Origin of the sequence: Frondihabitans sp. PhB161, from assembly GCF_003814635.1 — a bacterium.
In the GTDB taxonomy this organism is placed as follows: Bacteria; Actinomycetota; Actinomycetes; order Actinomycetales; family Microbacteriaceae; genus Frondihabitans.
On record NZ_RKQW01000004.1, the window covers coordinates 62,180 to 75,291 of the forward strand.

A 13,112-nucleotide genomic window follows, 5' to 3' on the forward strand; every position below is an offset into this window, starting at 1 on the left:
CCGGGTCGGCGTCGCGGGTGAGGCCATACTCGAACCATGACCCGCGCACTCCTCCTCGTTGACATCCAGCTCGATTACTTCCCGGGCGGTGCCTTCCCTCTCGTGGAACCTGAAGCGGCAGCGGCCGCCGCACACACCGTTCTCGACTCGTTCCGCGAGTCGGGTGAGCTCGTCGTGCACATCTTCCATGTGGCGACCGCCCCCGACGCGACGTTCTTCGTGCCCGAGACCCCCGGCATTGGCTTTCACCCAGCGGTCGCGCCGCTCGACGGGGAGACAGTTCTCGAGAAGCACCAGCCGAATAGCTTCATCGACACCGGGCTGGAGGGGGTGCTTCGCGAGGCCGGGGTCACCGAGCTGGTCATCGTAGGGATGATGAGCAGCATGTGCATCGACTCCACCACCCGGGCCGCGCACGAGCTCGGCTTCGTCTGCACGGTCGTCTCGGATGCGTGTGCCGCCCCCGATCTGACCCTCGGCGAGACCACCGTTCCCGGCGCGAGCGTGCACGCAGCATTCATGGCCGCCCTCGACGGAAGCTTCGCGACAGTCACGCCCAGCGCGTCGCCCGTGTGACAACTGGTGGGTGCGGGGCGAGCGACGTGGGCTGAACCCCCGCACGGCTCCGGCCCCGGCAGATGAACCCCCGCACGGCCAGAGCGGGCTGGCGCAGGGTGGGTCGCCAGACCTCACGGGGGTGCAAGTGCGGTCGCAACCCGGTCGCGGGCTCGCGCACCAACCCGCGCGCAGGCTCGCTCACAACCCCTCGAGTCGACGCACCCGACAACCGAGATGTCCCATCCCCGCAGACATCGGAGCACCGGTGCCCTAGATTTTCGGCATGGCCTTTGAGCAGAAGTACGACGCCGCGACTCGTGAGGCGGCGACAGCCCGCGTTCTCGAACGCCGCGCCACGAATCCGAAAGACCGGCACGTGTTCATGGTCGTCGCCGATGAATTCGGTGTCGGGCAGCAGTCGCTCCGCGCCTGGGTCGCTGCTGCGACGCCGGAATCCGACAAGCCAGCACGAAAGAAGCAGCGACCGCGTTTCTCGGCCGTGGTCACGACGAAGGTGGCCGCAGACGACGAACCGGCCGCGGCGTCCGACGAGATCGAGGCGGTCGCGGATCCTGAAGTTCCCGTGTCTCGTTCCGCGATGACACCGGACAAGGATCCGGCCCCGGCCGACACAAAGGTCACCGCCCTCGAGGCGGAAGCAGCCGATCTGCGCCGAGGCAACAACGCTCTCAAGGCGGCTATGCGGCTGCTGCTCGACGCGTGACAGGCGAGAGGCCGCCGTTGCCGGCAGCGCCGCCGGCACCGGCGGGGCCACCGATGCGAGTAGCGCGGTCTGGCGGGGTGGGGGACTGGGTCCTGGCGGTCTGCCTATTTCTCGTCGAGGTCTTCGCTTGCGCGCTCGGAACACTGGTGGTGGTTTTCGAGCTCATCGGGTCTACGACGACGTGCAGCCAGGCTCGTCCCGACACCTGCGGCTACCGAGTGGCCGATCTCACACTGCCTACCTACTGGGTCGCGTGCGGTCTCATCGCTATCGGGACGATCTTCTGGATCGTGCTCCGAGGAAGAGCAAGAAAGCCCGTGTGGTGGATTCCGGCCGTCGGGTCTGCGATAGTCATCGCCGTCATTGTCGTGCTCTTAGTCGTCAACTTCGCTGTCTATCGCTGACCGCGACGCGGCCGGGCCCTCAGTCAGCCCAGACGTTCGCGGTGATCTTGCGCGGGGGGTTCGCCCCGACGGGCGCGTAGCCGTCGGTCATGAAAAGGTAACCGTGCTGGGTCTCATCGGACATCCCGGTCACCTGGGCGCCCTTGTCCATGTGGTCGCTGGAGCAGATGGTCCAGGTGTTTGCGCTCTTCGGGTCGGGGTTGTGCGCAATGAGGCAGGCACCGCCCGACTTTGTCTCGGCGATCCAGAAGGTCGTGCCGTGGTCGGATCCCGCGCGACGCTGGCTGTTCAGAACGACCTCGTCGTCCTCGACGGCGGCGGTGTCATCGGGGAGTGCATCGGTCGAGGTGAAGGCACGGTGCAGGATCGCGAACCGGTCTTCGGCATTGGCCTCGTGCGCTACCGCGGCGACGGTCTTGTGCGAGGACGGCTGCACCGTGGGCGGCGCGAAAGCGGTACAGCCCGCGGTGGCGAGCGCTGCAGCGACGACGGCGACGGAGCAGAGAATGGTACGGCGATAAGACATGGTTCCCCCTTGTTGGGCCCGAGCCTAGGGGCGACTCAGCCCCCGGGGCAATCGTTACTGCCGGAGAAGCAGGGGCGATAGTCGGCGGGGAGAGGCTCGTGGACCGGATCCTGGTTCCACCGGTTCTGCGGGACGGCCAGGACGTACGCGAATCCGAACATGCCTATGGCCAGAGCTAACGAGCAAACGACCGCGAGCACTTTCCGGCGCAAGAGAGCCAGCACCAGGCTGGCAGCAACCACCGCGACGCCGAGCCCGGCCGTGACGAGGTAGCGCAGGCCGTCGCTAGGCGCCGCGGTGGGGACCGTCCCGCCAATGGCGAAGTAGACCTCGAAGAACTGCCATGCGAGGGCCGCCATGATGCTGGAGCCGAGCACCCCGAGGCCGGCCTAGATACCGGCGTAACCGATCGGCTGACGGCCGGCCGCCATGGCATCGTGCTCTCCGTTCATGGGTCGAACCTACGGCGTGGGGCCGCACGGCGGCATCCTTCTCACGAGGGAGACGCGGGCGCGCCGAGGGGCAGAAAGTGCTTGGTTCGCGAGCAAAAGGGCCCCTAGGATCCGGGTATGAGTGATTCTCGGGTCGTCCTGGCCCCCGCTTCCGCTCCCGCACCCGAGCCCTCGAGGTCGGCCAAGCGACGGCGTCCACGCCTGATCGCAGCCATTGCCATCGCGGCACTGCTGGTCGCGGTGGCCGTGGCCGCGGTCGTTGCCTGGCCCGTGAGCGCGGCGGTCGCCCGCGACGGCGTCGTCATCCGTCAGGACGCCCGCCCGTGGGCCTGCGCCTCGGGCGCGATCACCACGCAGTCCGTTGACGACTCGCTCGACGACGGTCAGCAGCAGTTCGACTCGCTCGTCACTGTCACGAAAGCGCTCGACTGCCGACTGCGCATCATCGTCGATAACACCGGCGGACGCGCGGTCTCGATCGACCGTCTCACGCTGCCGCTCTTCGGCCCGGGCAGCCGCGTCGACATCGTCGCAACGCAGCTCGACGGCGACTTCTCGACGGCTTTCCCGGTGCGGACTGCGGGTGACGACCTCGACGCCCGCTTCGATATCGCCGGCGGCCTGACGGTCGACCCCGACACCGCCAAGGTGCTCTCGGTCGAAGTGAAGTACAGCAAGAAGGGTTCCGGCTGCTCGCTCAGCGCCGGAAGCAGCACGTCGGACTTCCGGCCGGTCGTGCGAGTCACCTCCCGGGGGATGACGGGCGACGTCGTCGCAAGCCACGGCTGGTTCGGCTTCGCCGGTGCCGCAGGCTGCCCGTAACGGCGCATGACTGCGGCCGGCCAATCTGCCATGATCTTCCCATGACCCCCTGGTGGTGCGCTCTCTACCTCACCGGCTTTGCTGTCGTGAGCCTCACGCCCCTGCTCCGAGCACGCCGCGAGCCGGGCCGGTGGAAGTGGAACTGGGGCATCGACAAGGGCCAGCCCCGACTCGAGCGCTGGATCGACACGGCAGCCACGGCGGCGATGTTGTTATCGGTCGTCATGGTCCAGCTGCAGATCGAGTTCTCGCCCCTGGTGTCGGGAGCCGTGGCCGGCCTCAGCGTGATTGTTCCCGGGCTTCTGTCCACCGCGATCCACAACATCGCCGTCACGCGTCGGGAGCGCGGCGCTCGGGCTCTGACGGTCGACTAAAGCGCAGGATCCAGGCCGACCTCGAGGTCACAACCGCGGGTGGGTCGCCGACGTCGGCCGGGTCGGCGGTGCCCCCGGATCCTCGTCGCCTGGTCGCTCGCCGAATGCGCACAAACGGCCGCTCGCCGGTGGGCTGAGGGCACTTTCCGCGCTCTCGCGGCACCCACCCCACGTCAGCGCGACCAGACGGCGAGAGCGGATCAGCCCTTCGGCACCCGCACGGTCAGACCACCGGGCTTGACGCGTGTGCGGAATCCGACGGCCTTGCCGAATCCGTCGCCGTCGATCTCGATGTCTTCGGCGTCACGCAGCTTGACGGTCACCGACTTGACCTTCACGTAGCGCAGCTCTTCGTTCTCGGTGCCCTTGAGCTTGTCGGCGAAGGGCAGCCGGCGGATGACCCCGTTCTCCCAGAACACCTTGTACAGAATCTTGAGCCAGCCGAGCACGCTCTCCGGGCGCAGCAGGAGAACGTCGAACAGGCCGTCGTCGATCGCCGCATCGGGCAGCAGCAGGATGTTCGCGGGCAGAGCGCCGCAATTGCCGATGATGATCGTGTTCGCCCGCATGGAGCGAGCTGGCTTCTCGTCGAAGCTGTAGCGGAAGTTCAGCGAGTTCTTCTCGAGCAGGGTGGTGACGAGCGCCTTCGCGTAGGCGAGCCATCCGACGCGCTTCTTGAGGTCGGCGTCGGTGTTGGCCAGCATGCGGGCGTCGATTCCGAGGCCCGCCATGACGACGTAGACGTGCTTCGTGACCGAGTCGTCTTCGCGGCGGATATCGATCAGGCCGAGGTCGATGGCGCGATCATCGCCGCTAAAGGCGGTGTGGAGCGAGTTGTCGAGATTCTCGAGGGTCAGCTTGAGGTTGCGCGCCAACAGGTTGCCGGTACCGGACGGCAGGAGCGCGAGCGACGCCTCGCTGTCGTGCATCGCTTCGGCCACCCCGCGCACCGTGCCGTCGCCGCCGGCAGCGATGATCATGTCGGCGCCCTGCTCGAGCGCCTTCTTGGTTACCTCCTGGCCGGCGTCCTCTTTCGAGGTCTCGAACCACAGGGTCGTCTGCCAGCCGGCCTCGCGCTCGGCGGTGGCGACGGCCGCTCTCACGGCACCGACGTCGATCTTGATCGGGTTATAAACGACAGCGGCACGGCGGGCGGCTGATGAGGAGCCGGAGGCGGAGGGCATGCGCTCAACATAGTGGGAGCGGTCGGGCGGAGCCCCGGGAGGGTGTACCCCGGCGCCTGCAAATTTGAAGGAGAAACGGCCGACGGGCCCCCGCCGATCGCGATGTTCTCGTCGCCGGGAGCGCGTTTCTCCTTCAAATTTGCAAGGGGGGCGGAGGTGCAGCAGCAGGGGCGCTACAGGCCGAGGGCGCGAGCGACCCGATCCCACCACGCGTCGGAGGCCGCGCGGATCTCGTCGACCCGCGACTCCCACGCCGAGCGGATCCCGTCCGCCGACGACCACACGTCGAGCACGCCGGCCACCGCCGACCCGTCGATCACGTCGGAGGCGGTGAGCACACCGGTCTGCCCGAAGTTGCCGAGGGCTCCGGTCAGCTTCACGGTTGTGTAGTCGTCGACGGCGATGCCCACGGTCGGTACGCCGGCCGACACGGCGAAGATCGCCGGGTGGTAGCGGCTCGATACCGCGAGCGACGCACCGCGAGCGAATCGGGCCGCGGCGATGCTGTCGGTGGTCGGCTCGATGCGGCTCGGCTGCGTCATGCGGTCGATCACGCGGCGGTGCACGAGCGAGTCGCCCGCCTCCGGCGCAGACACGGAAGAAGCAGAGTCGGAAGAAACAGGCCCAGAAGAAGCAGACCCAGAAGAAGCAGACCCAGAAGAAGCAGACCCAGCAGGATCCGCGACACCCCCGCCGAGAGCCGCGAAGTGGGCGAAGAAGACGATCTCGAGTCCGGCCTCCTCGGCCACCCGGTCGAGCAGCTTCGCCATGCCTTCGGCGAAGGCGTCGCGGTCGAGGCCGCCGACGTGGGCGGCGATCGTCACGGCGCAGTACGGCCGAGCGGGCTCGGCGGGCGCGACGTCAGAGACCGGCGCAGGGGAGGCCGCGACGGATCCTGCCGCTTCTGCCCCAAGGAAGCTCGCGTCGTCGATCGTGCCCGTCACCCGATCGCCGGTCACGCCGAGCTCGTGCACGAGTGCCAGCGACGCGGTCTCGCGGAGCCCGACAAGCTTCGCCGAGTCGAGGAGGCGGGCGACCAGATCGCGGTCGTCGCCGGTCAGCTCGGGGCCGATGGTCTGCCCGCTGACGACGAACGGCTTGTCGAAGTGGGCGGCGAGAGCGGCGAGGGTGGCGCGCTCGAAGATGTGCATCGGCCAGATGGAGGCCATGTTGCCGCCGCCCGAGACGGCGACGCCGTCGGCGGTGCGGACGGCCTCGATGACGGCCCACGCCCAGTCGTCAGCCGGCAGGGCTTCGTCGTCGCCGTCCGCCGCGGCGAGAACCCGCCGCATCCGATCCTCCTGCGCGGTTCGGAGCGCCTCGCCGGTGACCGCAAAGCTCGACGGGGCGAAGTCGACGTTGCGGATCGCCTCGACGCCGTAGCGCTGGCGGGTTTCGGCCGGGTTCGACGAGAGCGAGACGATCTCGACCCCGGCGTCACGTCGCCGCAGCTGCCGTACGAACTCCTCGAACATCGCTTCGTCGCCGATGTGGATCATGTCGGAGAGCACTCCGACGTCTCCGAGAAGGACAATGCGCACAGCGGTCTCCGTGACTCGTGGGGTTGCAGAACAGGGCCTCCCGATCGTACTGACTTCGCATTCGGCTGAACGACACCTGGAAGGCTTAGAGTTCGGTCGCAGGATCCGCGTCGCCCTGTACCCCGCCCCGTACCCCGTCTGAGGCGTCTCCGTCCTGTCGCGCTCCACCAGAACTGCCCCGAACGAAAGGGGAATCGCCATGGGAATCCAGACCTCCCTCGACGCCCTGCACACCGCCGACCGTCTGATCGACGCGATGCGCCTCGCCGACGACCTCGCCTTCGAGGCCGGGCGAACCGGTGGCGTCCGCACCATCAGGATCCTGGCCGCGGCCATTGCCTCAGATGACCAGCTGACGGCCATCGCCGCCACCCATGCTCTCGCCGAGGTCATCGACGAGCAGGTCGACGGCATCCTCTCGGCTCTGCTGTCGAGTGAGCGGGGATTCCTGCGCGAACACGCCGCCAGCGCTCTCGGCTCCCGGTTGCCCCTGCCCGACACGGTGGGGCGCCTCATCGGCCTGATCAGCGGCGGCGGGTTCGGCGGCATGGTCGCCCAGCGCACTCTCGAGCAGTGGTCGCCGCAGGTTCCCGACCTCGTGGCAGTCGGCCTCGAGGGCGCTTTGCTCGGCGTGCGCGAGCCCGCCGCGCGCTACCGCCTCGTCGAGACCCTCGGGCTCGTGCGCGGACGCGTCGCGACGCGTCCGCTCCTCGCAATCGCCGCGGACGCCGCCGAAGAAGAGCGGGTGCGGGTCGCCGCAGTCGCGGCCCTCGGCCAGCGGCGCGGACACCGCAGCATCGCCGGCGTCGTCGAGCAGTTGGCGGTCGGCGACGGATTCCTCGCGCAGGCGGCACGCATGGCCCTGGTCGACCTGGCCGCGGGAAGCGACCAGACCGGCCGCCCCGACGACGGCCGCGACGACGAGCCTCGCGAGCGCGAGACCGGCGGCCTCACCGTGGCTCAGCTCTTCCTCCACGCCGACATCGATGCGGGGCTGACCCAGGCGGGTAGCGGCGACAACGGAGGCATCGCGACCCTCCTGGTGCGTCTCGGCGACGAGCTCGTCACCGGCGACACCGTCGACCGCGTCCTTACTCTGTCGCGAGGCTCGGTCGCCGGGGCGCTCGAAAGCGTCGCAGCGATCGCAGGATCCGACACGGGGCACCTCTACGGGCGCATCCCGCTTCTGAGCGACCCGGTTCCGTCGGCTGAGGCCTGGCCGCTGCGGGTGGCTGCGCGTCGCGGCATCCGCCGGATCCTTCGCGCCTCGGGTGGCGTCGACATGCTGCACCTGCGCATGGCCGATGTGGGCAGCCTGGCCGCCGCCGATGTGGCGCGCGAGCTCGACATTCCCGTGGTGTTCACCGTGGCGCCGGATCCGCACGCCGTCATCCAGTCGCTCGACCTGGCCGGCTCGCTGACGCGCTGGAACTTCGGCGACCTCGACGAGCGCGAGCACTTCTGGTTCCGCAGCCGTCTGGTGCAGGAGCTCGCGGCGGATGCCGCCCACACCGTGCTCTTTCCGCGGCCGAATCTCGAGACCGACATGCGCGAGCTCGTCGGCATCGACGTCACCGCGCACCCCGAGCGACACACGATCGTGCCCGAGGGCATCGACCTCGAGGTCGTCGATCGGGCCGTCGCCGAGGCGCGCTCCTACGCGGCGGGGGAGGCGCCCTCCGGGGCTCTCATCGAACTCCGCGGCCTCGTCGAGGCCCTTCCGGAGGAGCGTCGGGGGCTCCCGCTCATCGTCAGCGTCGGTCGCTTCCACCGGGTGAAGGGCATGGCCACGATCGTCGCGGCATGGGCGTCGAGCGATCTGAAAGACCGCGCCAACCTCCTCCTGATCGGCGGAAACCTCGACCAGCCGAGCCCCGACGAGCGCGAGCAGCTCGGACTGATGGATCTCGTCGTGCCGTCGGACGACCGAGCCGCAGCCGGTCTCCTGCTGCCGGGGCACCAGCCGAACGACACGGTCGCTCGCTGGGTCGCCGCGGCCCGCTTCGGTCTGCCCGGGCTGAGCGCCGCCCAGGGCGTCTACGTCTGCGGAAGCCTGAAGGAGGAGTTCGGCATCGCGCTCCTGGAGGCGATGGGCTCCGGGCTGCTCGTCGTCGCTCCGAACGGTGGTGGCCCCGCCACCTATGTGCACGACGGTGACACCGGGTTCCTCACCCGCACCTGGGATGCCGCACTGTTGCACGACGCGATGCTGTCGGCGCTCGACGCTGCCGCACGCGAAGACTGCGACGAGCGGGCCGACCGGTCGCGCGCGACGGTGGAAGACAGCTTCACCATCCAGGCCATGGCCCGGTCGCTCTCGGAGGTCTACGGAGACGTTCACGACGACGAGGTCGTCATTCACGACTGGAGCCTTGCTACCCGATGACCCTCTTGATCATCAGCCCCGACTACGCCTCGCACCTTCTTCCGCTGGCAACTCTGGGCACCGAATGGCGCGACCGCGGTGACCGCGTCGTCGTCGCCTCTGGCCCTGCGACGGCCGCCATCGTCGAGTCGTTCGGATTCGAGCGCGTCAATCTGCAGCTCGCCCGCGGGTCGAACCCGGGTGTCATCCGGGCGGAGGAGCAGCCCGAAGGCGAAGACGACTCGCTCCGTGGCTTCTTCGACGCCACCCGCGAGGGCATGGTCGAGACCCTCTCGTATCAGGCCGCAGAGCGCCTCACCGACCTCATGTGGATGCCGGTCGACACGGCCCGGCAGGTGCAGCGCGTCGTCGCCGAGGTGCAGCCCGACCAGATCATCGTCGACCACCTTGCGTTCAGCGCCAGGCTGGCGCTGACCGCGGCGCGCATCCCCTTCGCCGACGTCGTGCTCGGTCACCCCAGTGCACTGCCGGTAGCGGGAGAGGTCTACGGCTACCCGCCGGCGTGGCCGGGGGCGTTCGAGCCGGATCCTGCGTCTTTGACCGCTTTGCGCGAGCTCTGCGACCGCGTCAGCGACTCCTTCACCCGCGAGTGGAACACCGCTCTCGCCGAGCTCGACCTGCAGGCGCCACCGAGCGACTCGGCGTTCGCGGAGCATGGCGACCTGCTTCTCTACAACTACCCGGCTGAGCTGAACGACCCCGCAAGGGCGCTGCCGCCTCATGCGTTCTTAGGCTCGGCCGTGCGCGACGAGCCGGTCGATGCCGAGGTCGAAGAGTGGCTCGCTTCGTCCGATTCGCCGTTCGTCTACGTGAGCTTCGGGTCGTTCCTGTCGGTGCGCTCGGACGTGGTGGCTCGGGTCGTGGACGCTCTCAAGTCGCTCGGCCTTCGGGCGGCGGTCGCGGTCGGCTCGGCCGATCGCTCCGATCTCGGTTCCCTCCCGGGTGACTGGTTGGTCCGGGAGTTCTTGCCGCAGGTGCGACTTCTTCGAGCCGCTTCGGCCGCGGTCACGCACGGGGGCAACAACAGCGTGACCGAGGCGATGACCGCGGGCGTGCCCCTGCTCGTGCTGCCGTTCTCGACCGACCAGTTCGCCAGTGCCGAGGCCATCGAGCGTGCGGGGTTCGGCATCGCTCTGGCTCCGAATACGGCTACCGTGCCGCAGCTCGGCGCGGCTCTCCAAGCGGTGTTGGACTTGCCCCGCGAGAAACTCGACGCGTTGTCGGCCTCGCTCGGTCAGACGCCCGGGCGCACGCGAGCGTTCGATGCGCTCGTGTCGAACACGAACCTGGCCATGTCGTCGGAGCTGCCAGACGCCTCGCGGTAGCTCTCCATGAGGCTGGCGTTGGCGTCGTAGTGCGGCCCTTCGCGCACCTCAGCCGTGTGGTGCAACGCATAGACGGTCCCCTTGTGACGCTGGGGCGGGGCGCCGAGCAGCGTCTCGTGAGCGACGAACCAGGCGGCGTCTTCGAAACCCCAGCCGCGGAAGCGCTCGTCTTGCCCGCCGTGGCTCCACCAGGTCGCGGGCGTCGTGACGTAGACGCCCGAGCAGGCGCCGCGCACAAGTTCGAACTCGCACTCGGCGAGCGGTGTTCCGGCGTGGAACTGCTCGGTGCCGTCGCGCCCGAGCCAGTGGTACTCGGTGTACGGGAGTTGCACGAGCGGCGACGTGCGGGCGGCGGCGATCGCGGATCGCAGCGGGCCGATCTCGGGGAGCGTGTCGGCGTCGCCGATCACGACGACCTCATCGGCGTTGCGTGCGGCATCGGTGTCGTGTGCGTCGGCGTCGCGTGCGGCGTCGGCTACGCGTGCCGAGTCGGCGTTGCGTGCGGCGTCGGTCACGCCGATGTTGCGGCAGCGGGCCAGGTTGAAGACCTCGTCACCCGAGTCGACGGTGACGATCTCGGCCTCCGGAAGATGCTCGCGATACCAGGCGACGACGCGCTCGAAGGCGTCCACACGAGAGGGCTGAGGGCGCCAGGGGAGCACGACGGTGACCATCCGACGAGCCTAGCTGTGCGGTCAGGGCCGGGAACGCAGGATCCGGCACACGTCGCTCGGATCCTGAGCCCGTCACGCCTCGAACTGCGCTCAGCCCTGCCGCCTGCAGGTCTGTGGGTCGTTTGCAAATTTGAAGGAGAAACCGCCGGTCGACCGCCGCCGATCGCGATGAATGCGTGGGGTGCCCGTGCATTCTCCTTCGAATTTGCAGCCTGTGCGGGTCGTTCCCTCGTTCGTGGTCTTGTGCGGCAGAATACGAATATCGGTCTGGGAATCCAGGCAAGCCCAGGCCGGACTCGAAGGATAAAAGAGAAAAACCCCTGCAGCAACAGGGGTTAATCTCGCCTCGTGAGAGGCCAGTGGTCTGAGTTGCACGTAAACTCGGATAACTGACTATCCGAGTATACGTGTATCCCTTTCCGTCCGGTAGGGGTGCACAGACCGCGAGCCTCCTGCCCTGGTTATAGGGCGGCCCCGAGTCCACTCGGGGCCGCCTCGCCGGCTTCGAACCGCTCAGCGGCGGTGTGAAACGACCTTGACGACCTTGGCCTTGCCGCCGGTGCTCAGCACGGTGACCGTCTTGTTCTTGTTCAGCTGCACGGTCGCGCTCGTGGCGGCCGCGAGGTTGAGGCGCTGCCATGATCCGGTCGCCTTGCGGGTCTGGTCGAGCGGGTAGCCGGATGAGATCTCGGTCTGAACGAGCACCGAGGTGCGCTGGGCCGCAGTGAGGGTCGGGAACGCGGTCTGGAGCAGGTTGCCGGCGCCGGTGGGCACGGAGGCTTTGAGGCCGCTCGTGCCGACCTTCGGAATTCCGTACGTGAGTCGGCTCGTGTAGACCTTCACGGCCGACTTCCGATCGGTGACGACCTGAGCCGTTCCGCCGGGCAGCTTTTTTCCGGCGTAGGGGTTGTTCGTGTAGGTCTTCTCCGAGGCGATGCACTTCGCAAGGGAAGCTCCGCACTGCTTCGAGAGGTAGCTCGTGAGCTCTTTGCGGGCAGGTGTTAGAACACCGTCGACGTACGCCTTGTCCGACCAGCGGGCAGCCAGCGCAGCCTCGCCGTCGATGCGACCGCCGATGATGTCGAGCGGGTAGTGCACCCCGAGGACGATGCGGTTGTTGCCGGCCTCGGAAGCCCGGGTCAGGATCTCAGGCGCGAGCTGAGGCAGGAGCGTCGCGAGCGTGATTCCGGCCTGGTAGGCCGTCGTCGTGTGGCCGCTCGGGAACGACCCTCCCGTGCAGATGCCTGTCGTGCTGTAGCTCGGCGACAGGGCGACATCGCTCGACGAGAAGCGGTGGCTCGAGTCGACCGCGTCGGCAACGCGCCTGATCTTGAGGTTGCCGGCGGCGTCGGCGTAGCTGTGGCCGACCCGGTTCGTCAGGAGTGACGAGGCGTTGACGACGGTGGGAGAGCAGCCCGCGGCGTCACCGGCGACCGGAGTCGAAGTGGGATCGGTGGGAACGAAGGGGCGCGGGTAGCTGAAGTTCGCTTTTGCGGCGCTCGTGCCGACATACGCGCCCGAGGTGCCGTTCGAGCTGTTGATGAGAGCCGACGTCAGGGGAAGCGCCCCCGAGTTGCGGCCCTTAATGTAGATCGCAGCGAGCTTCGAGCCGAGTGCATCGGCGATCGTCATCGACTGGTCGTACGCCGTGCCGGTTGCGTTCTGGTACTCGGAGTCTTGCAGCGCCCGGAACTTCTGTGCCGTGGTGGCGTGATTGTTGATCCAGACGGCGAGCTTGTCGTTGGCGGCGAGAGTGGGGCCGTCCTCAACCGTGCCGTGCAGGTCGTTCTTACCGGTCGACGTCCAGAACTGGTTGTAGCCGGTGAGCAGCGGGATGAGGTCGGGCGCGGTGGAGTCGCTCGGGTAGGTCGTCGCCGCGGTCGCCGCGGTAGCGGACAGCGGGGTCGCGACAAGAGCCGCGACGGCGACCGCGGCAGCGATGCCGAAGCCGGCGCGAGTCAGTGCTCGGGGGTGTGTGGGTGTGGGCATGGGTCCTTCTCCGGTTCGCCAGTGTCGCGGGCAGAGCGGCACCGAGGGGGTGGTGAGGGGCTGACGCTAAGACACGGAGTTGACCGGCACCCCACGAACTGGGGTCACGCAGGTGAACAATATTGCGCGGTGTGCACTATCGCGGGTCGGCTG

Annotated in this window: 13 protein-coding genes; 7 read left to right on the plus strand and 6 right to left on the minus strand. The window is 68.4% G+C overall.

The genetic code is table 11. From position 1 onward, the window contains the following. Positions 1-36: 36 nt before the first annotated feature. The 3 genes from EDF39_RS15035 to EDF39_RS17740 all read left to right on the plus strand — a co-directional run bounded on the left by EDF39_RS15035 (position 37) and on the right by EDF39_RS17740 (position 1,686). Positions 37-576, plus strand: a complete 540-nt coding sequence (locus EDF39_RS15035; RefSeq protein WP_123944372.1) for a cysteine hydrolase family protein — start codon at positions 37-39, stop codon at positions 574-576. Between the two features lie 265 nt (positions 577-841). Continuing rightward, positions 842-1,282 carry a hypothetical protein gene (locus EDF39_RS15040; protein WP_123944374.1) on the plus strand — a complete coding sequence of 147 codons (441 nt, stop codon included), beginning with the start codon at positions 842-844 and terminating at the stop codon, positions 1,280-1,282. Continuing rightward, entirely contained in the window at positions 1,279-1,686 is a 408-nt protein-coding gene (locus tag EDF39_RS17740) for a hypothetical protein (RefSeq protein WP_233573156.1), read from the plus strand. The genes EDF39_RS15040 and EDF39_RS17740 overlap by 4 nt, the downstream gene beginning before the upstream one ends. 19 nt (positions 1,687-1,705) lie before the next feature. Here EDF39_RS17740 and EDF39_RS15050 read toward each other — a convergent pair whose 3' ends face one another. Next, positions 1,706-2,212: a hypothetical protein gene (locus EDF39_RS15050; RefSeq protein WP_123944378.1), complete on the minus strand. Its 507-nt coding sequence runs from the start codon at positions 2,210-2,212 to the stop codon at positions 1,706-1,708. A gap of 35 nt (positions 2,213-2,247) precedes the next feature. Further along, on the minus strand, positions 2,248-2,589 hold the full coding sequence (locus EDF39_RS15055; RefSeq protein ID WP_123944380.1) for a DUF6234 family protein: 342 nt from the start codon (positions 2,587-2,589) through the stop codon (positions 2,248-2,250). Positions 2,590-2,781: 192 nt separating this feature from the next. Here EDF39_RS15055 and EDF39_RS15060 point away from each other — a divergent pair, with 192 nt between their 5' ends. Both EDF39_RS15060 and EDF39_RS15065 read left to right on the plus strand, forming a co-directional pair. Next, the gene (locus tag EDF39_RS15060) at positions 2,782-3,486 is read left to right on the plus strand and encodes a hypothetical protein (protein WP_123944382.1); all 705 of its coding nucleotides are present in this window, start codon (positions 2,782-2,784) and stop codon (positions 3,484-3,486) included. Between the two features lie 41 nt (positions 3,487-3,527). Further along, positions 3,528-3,860 carry a hypothetical protein gene (locus EDF39_RS15065; protein ID WP_123944384.1) on the plus strand — a complete coding sequence of 111 codons (333 nt, stop codon included), beginning with the start codon at positions 3,528-3,530 and terminating at the stop codon, positions 3,858-3,860. 200 nt (positions 3,861-4,060) lie between these two features. Here the strand turns inward: EDF39_RS15065 and EDF39_RS15070 are convergent, their stop codons facing one another. Together EDF39_RS15070 and EDF39_RS15075 are read right to left on the minus strand one after the other, a co-directional pair. Continuing rightward, positions 4,061-5,044, minus strand: a complete 984-nt coding sequence (locus tag EDF39_RS15070; RefSeq protein ID WP_123944386.1) for a diacylglycerol kinase family protein — start codon at positions 5,042-5,044, stop codon at positions 4,061-4,063. A gap of 173 nt (positions 5,045-5,217) precedes the next feature. Next, a complete protein-coding gene (locus tag EDF39_RS15075) occupies positions 5,218-6,585 on the minus strand; it encodes a polysaccharide pyruvyl transferase family protein (RefSeq protein ID WP_158613245.1) in 1,368 nt (455 codons plus the stop codon). 199 nt (positions 6,586-6,784) lie between these two features. Between EDF39_RS15075 and EDF39_RS15080 the strand changes: the two genes are divergently transcribed. Both EDF39_RS15080 and EDF39_RS15085 read left to right on the plus strand, forming a co-directional pair. Further along, positions 6,785-8,971, plus strand: coding sequence for a glycosyltransferase (locus EDF39_RS15080; RefSeq protein WP_123944390.1), 2,187 nt, complete (start codon positions 6,785-6,787; stop codon positions 8,969-8,971). Continuing rightward, complete coding sequence (locus EDF39_RS15085) at positions 8,968-10,296, plus strand: glycosyltransferase (RefSeq protein ID WP_123944392.1); 1,329 nt, start codon at positions 8,968-8,970, stop codon at positions 10,294-10,296. Before EDF39_RS15080 ends, EDF39_RS15085 begins: the two co-directional genes overlap by 4 nt. Here the strand turns inward: EDF39_RS15085 and EDF39_RS15090 are convergent. Beyond that, on the minus strand, positions 10,206-10,970 hold the full coding sequence (locus EDF39_RS15090; RefSeq protein ID WP_123944394.1) for a hypothetical protein: 765 nt from the start codon (positions 10,968-10,970) through the stop codon (positions 10,206-10,208). The genes EDF39_RS15085 and EDF39_RS15090 overlap by 91 nt on opposite strands. 513 nt (positions 10,971-11,483) lie before the next feature. Then, positions 11,484-12,959: a phosphatase PAP2 family protein gene (locus EDF39_RS15095; RefSeq protein WP_123944396.1), complete on the minus strand. Its 1,476-nt coding sequence runs from the start codon at positions 12,957-12,959 to the stop codon at positions 11,484-11,486. Positions 12,960-13,112: the final 153 nt, after the last annotated feature.

Coding starts and splice junctions, on each gene's coding strand:
- EDF39_RS15085 (WP_123944392.1), top strand. CDS start 8,968: ATGACCCTCTTGATCATCAGCCCCGACTACGCCTCGCACCTTCTTCCG.
- EDF39_RS15060 (WP_123944382.1), top strand. CDS start 2,782: ATGAGTGATTCTCGGGTCGTCCTGGCCCCCGCTTCCGCTCCCGCACCC.
- EDF39_RS15090 (WP_123944394.1), bottom strand. CDS start 10,970: ATGGTCACCGTCGTGCTCCCCTGGCGCCCTCAGCCCTCTCGTGTGGAC.
- EDF39_RS15050 (WP_123944378.1), bottom strand. CDS start 2,212: ATGTCTTATCGCCGTACCATTCTCTGCTCCGTCGCCGTCGTCGCTGCA.
- EDF39_RS15070 (WP_123944386.1), bottom strand. CDS start 5,044: ATGCCCTCCGCCTCCGGCTCCTCATCAGCCGCCCGCCGTGCCGCTGTC.
- EDF39_RS15035 (WP_123944372.1), top strand. CDS start 37: ATGACCCGCGCACTCCTCCTCGTTGACATCCAGCTCGATTACTTCCCG.
- EDF39_RS15095 (WP_123944396.1), bottom strand. CDS start 12,959: ATGCCCACACCCACACACCCCCGAGCACTGACTCGCGCCGGCTTCGGC.
- EDF39_RS15065 (WP_123944384.1), top strand. CDS start 3,528: ATGACCCCCTGGTGGTGCGCTCTCTACCTCACCGGCTTTGCTGTCGTG.
- EDF39_RS15040 (WP_123944374.1), top strand. CDS start 842: ATGGCCTTTGAGCAGAAGTACGACGCCGCGACTCGTGAGGCGGCGACA.
- EDF39_RS15080 (WP_123944390.1), top strand. CDS start 6,785: ATGGGAATCCAGACCTCCCTCGACGCCCTGCACACCGCCGACCGTCTG.